This window comes from Daejeonella sp. (assembly GCF_049655485.1).
In the GTDB taxonomy this organism is placed as follows: domain Bacteria; phylum Bacteroidota; class Bacteroidia; order Sphingobacteriales; family Sphingobacteriaceae; genus Daejeonella.
The window spans coordinates 1-3,332 of sequence record NZ_JBASJU010000438.1; the positions used below are offsets into that span (position 1 = coordinate 1).

The window sequence follows — 3,332 nt, forward strand, 5'->3', positions numbered from 1 at the left end:
GGTGTCTACCCTAAGAGTAGCCCATGGAGCGCGAACAAGATACTTAGAAGATATTTTTTTCCAGTTGAGGTTACTCATGATTTAAGAATTCAGAATGGAGAATTGAAATGCGAGAATTGTGGATTGGAAAATGAAACGCAATAGGTAATTCTTTGCGTTATGCCCATTCTCCACTCTCCACTCTCCATTTAATAACTACCAGGAACCACTTGCTCCCCCGCCACCAAAGCTTCCACCTCCAAATCCGCCAAAGCCGCCGCCGCCACCTCCAAATCCACCACCACCTCCGGAGAAGCCTCCGAATCCACCACCGCTGCCTCTGCCTATTTGGGATCCAAGCAACATCCACCAAAAAGGACTTGCACTGCCACGGCCGCCAATAACCTGGCTACCGCCGCCACCTCCGCCTTTTTTAATGGCCATGATGATGATCACTATAAAAATAACGATGAAAGGTATCATTGATCCTCTCGACTTCTTACCCGCTTTGGGTTTATCATTTTTATACTCTCCCTTGGTATATGAAATAATAGCATCAGTCCCCTGACTTATTCCAGCGAAATAATTGCCCGCTTTAAAGTTCGGAGTGATTTCATTTTCGATTATCCGCCTGGATATCGCATCAGGCAATGCACCTTCGACACCATAACCGGTTTGTATAGTAACCTTCCGGTCCCCAAGTGATACCAGAAGTACAACCCCATTGTTATTCTCTGCTCCTCCCACACCCCAGCTTTCAGCAAGTAGTGTAGTATAATCAGCTACATCATAACCTTCGAGCGATTTAATAATCACCACTGCAATTTGAGTGGACGTAGAGTCATCAAAGGCAACAAGCTTTTGTTCTAACTGATTAACCTGATCAGAAGTGAGGGTTTGAGTATAATCATTGACCAGGCGATTAGGTTTAGCAGGAAACGTCTGCGCCAACCCTATCGCCGTAACGAGAAGAAGTATTGTAGTAAATAGTATTTGTTTAAATTTCATCTTAAACTTCTGTTGAATTAGGTGATTACCCATTATTTACCATCCTTAAACGAGATGTGATTAGGTAATTCATTGATATCGCTATCATGGTATGGGAAAAATGTCTGAAGCTGCTCGCCGGCAAGTCTAACCCCGGTGACTATTCCTCCTACCAAATCCTGCTCTTTAAAATGGCCAAGCATAGCATCCTTGGTGCTGTTCCAGAAATCATGAGGCACAAGGCGATTTATTCCTACATCACCTATGATCGCGAATTGATGGTCATCAGTGGCAACGTAGATAAGCACGCCATTCCTTTTAGCAGTTTTGTGCATATCCAGTTCCTTGAAATAATTTGCTGCCCTGTCAAGTACAGGTTCGCTGCATTTTTTCTCAAGACAAATGCGGATTTCTCCGGATGTAAACATTTCAGCAGATTCAACTGCCTGACTGATGAGCTCCTGCTCTTGTTCACTTAAAATTCCCATGGCCTGTAAATGAATCGTCCCGGCTACCCGGGACGATCAATGTTTTAAAATGTAACCGCTTCCTTTAAAATTCTACTTTTGGAGCCGTGCTTGCGCCAGCTTCTGCTTTGAAATACCCTTTTTGCTTGAAACCAAACATGCCTGCTGTAAGGTTATTGGGAAAGGTGCGGATCTTTGAATTATAAGTTTGAGTTACCTCATTGAATTTTTGACGTTCCACGGTGATTCGATTTTCAGCGCCTTCTAACTGAGACTGCAGCTCCAGGAAGTTCTGATTGGCTTTTAATTCCGGGTATGCTTCAACAGTAGCCAGCAAACGTCCTAAAGACTGTCCAAGTTGTCCCTGGGCTGCCTGGAATTGTGCGATTGATTCAGGAGTAAGGTTTGTAGGATCTACAGTGATAGAACTTGCTTTTGCCCGTGCTTCGGTCACGTCAGTAAGCGTTTTTTGCTCAAAATTAGCAGCACCCTTTACAGAAGCAACTAAATTAGGGATCAGATCGGCACGGCGTTGATAAACGTTTTCAACCTGTGCCCATTGAGAGGTAACCTGCTCATCAAGCTGAACCATGCTATTGTATCCGCAGGAGCTTAAAGAAAAGACAGCAAAAAATCCAAGGACTGTAAATATTAACTTTTTCATATTTGTTAGTTTAATTTTTAAATCTACACCATAGGAATCAAATTTCATACCTTTGTTACACCTTCCGGGATAATACCTGGCAAAATATATGATAAAAGAGATTGAACTTGTTCTCCTTCCTGAACATGCCGCCGATGAGAACTTTCTGAGAGATGCGGCGATAAAGTTCCTGAATGTGCCGTCTGAGCGCATTTCCAAAATTCAGCTGATTAAACGATCCATTGATGCAAGGGGTAGAAAAGTAGTCTATCGTGTGAAGGTTAATGTCTATCTGGACGAAGATCCCTCACCTGAAATATTTGCCGTTAATTATCAAAATGTCAGCGACAAAAGGCCGGTTTTGATTATTGGAGCTGGTCCGGCGGGACTGTTTGCAGCTGTGCGATGCATTGAACTGGGGCTAAAACCGATAATAATTGAAAGGGGAAAGGATGTCAAACAGCGAAGACGCGACCTGGCTCTAATCAATAAGGAAGGAATAATAAACCCTGACTCGAACTACTGCCACGGTGAAGGTGGCGCAGGAACTTACTCCGACGGAAAACTATATACACGTTCTAATAAGCGCGGCGATATTCAATATGTGTTAAAAGCTTTAGTGGCACATGGTGCTACTGAAGATATTTTAGTTGATGCTCGTCCACACATCGGTACAAACAAACTTCCCGGGATTATAACGTCCATCCGCGAAAGCATACTGAATGCCGGTGGCCAAGTTCATTTTGATTGCAAAGTGACCGACTTTATTACATCCGGCAAAAAACTCACCGGGGTTATTTGTGGAGATAAATCTTTTAAAGCCGATTCAGTTATTCTGGCAACCGGACATTCTGCACGGGATATCTACTATCTTTTGCGGAAACACAATATAAAGCTGGAAGCAAAGCCATTTGCATTGGGGGTCAGGATAGAGCATCCTCAGCTGATTATCGACCAGGCACAGTATCATTGTGAAGTTCGAAGTGAACATTTGCCTCCTTCTTACTACAGCCTGGTCGACCAAGTAGAGAACAGGGGAGTTTTCTCATTCTGCATGTGTCCGGGAGGTATAATTGCGCCCTGCTCAACAGAACAGGAGGAAATTGTGGTAAATGGCTGGTCGCCATCAAAAAGGAACAACCCCTTTGCCAATTCCGGAACTGTTGTGCAGATCAATCTCGAAGATGTTTCTGGTAGCCCAGATGATCCGCTTCGAATGCTGGAGTTTCAGGCGGATATAGAGAAAGCAGCTTATC

The 3,332-nt window shown here is 43.8% G+C and carries 4 protein-coding genes; 1 reads left to right on the plus strand and 3 read right to left on the minus strand.

The window, feature by feature from the left end; genetic code table 11:
• Positions 1-195: 195 nt before the first annotated feature.
• From WBJ10_RS17510 to WBJ10_RS17520, 3 genes are all read right to left on the minus strand, one after another.
• On the minus strand, positions 196-987 hold the full coding sequence (locus tag WBJ10_RS17510) for a TPM domain-containing protein (RefSeq protein WP_424292637.1): 792 nt from the start codon (positions 985-987) through the stop codon (positions 196-198).
• A gap of 32 nt (positions 988-1,019) precedes the next feature.
• Positions 1,020-1,454, minus strand: a complete 435-nt coding sequence (locus WBJ10_RS17515; RefSeq protein ID WP_424292639.1) for a TPM domain-containing protein — start codon at positions 1,452-1,454, stop codon at positions 1,020-1,022.
• A gap of 64 nt (positions 1,455-1,518) precedes the next feature.
• Positions 1,519-2,097 (minus strand): LemA family protein, encoded by a 579-nt coding sequence (locus WBJ10_RS17520; protein ID WP_424292641.1) that lies wholly within the window; start codon positions 2,095-2,097, stop codon positions 1,519-1,521.
• Positions 2,098-2,185: 88 nt separating this feature from the next.
• On the opposite strand from WBJ10_RS17520, the gene WBJ10_RS17525 reads away from it, so the two are divergent.
• Positions 2,186-3,332: NAD(P)/FAD-dependent oxidoreductase (locus WBJ10_RS17525; protein WP_424292643.1), on the plus strand; the 1,147-nt coding region annotated here is incomplete at its 3' end.

Bases quoted from the DNA above. Each gene is read 5' to 3' on its own strand.
- WBJ10_RS17510 (WP_424292637.1), bottom strand. From the start codon at position 987: ATGAAATTTAAACAAATACTATTTACTACAATACTTCTTCTCGTTACG.
- WBJ10_RS17515 (WP_424292639.1), bottom strand. From the start codon at position 1,454: ATGGGAATTTTAAGTGAACAAGAGCAGGAGCTCATCAGTCAGGCAGTT.
- WBJ10_RS17520 (WP_424292641.1), bottom strand. From the start codon at position 2,097: ATGAAAAAGTTAATATTTACAGTCCTTGGATTTTTTGCTGTCTTTTCT.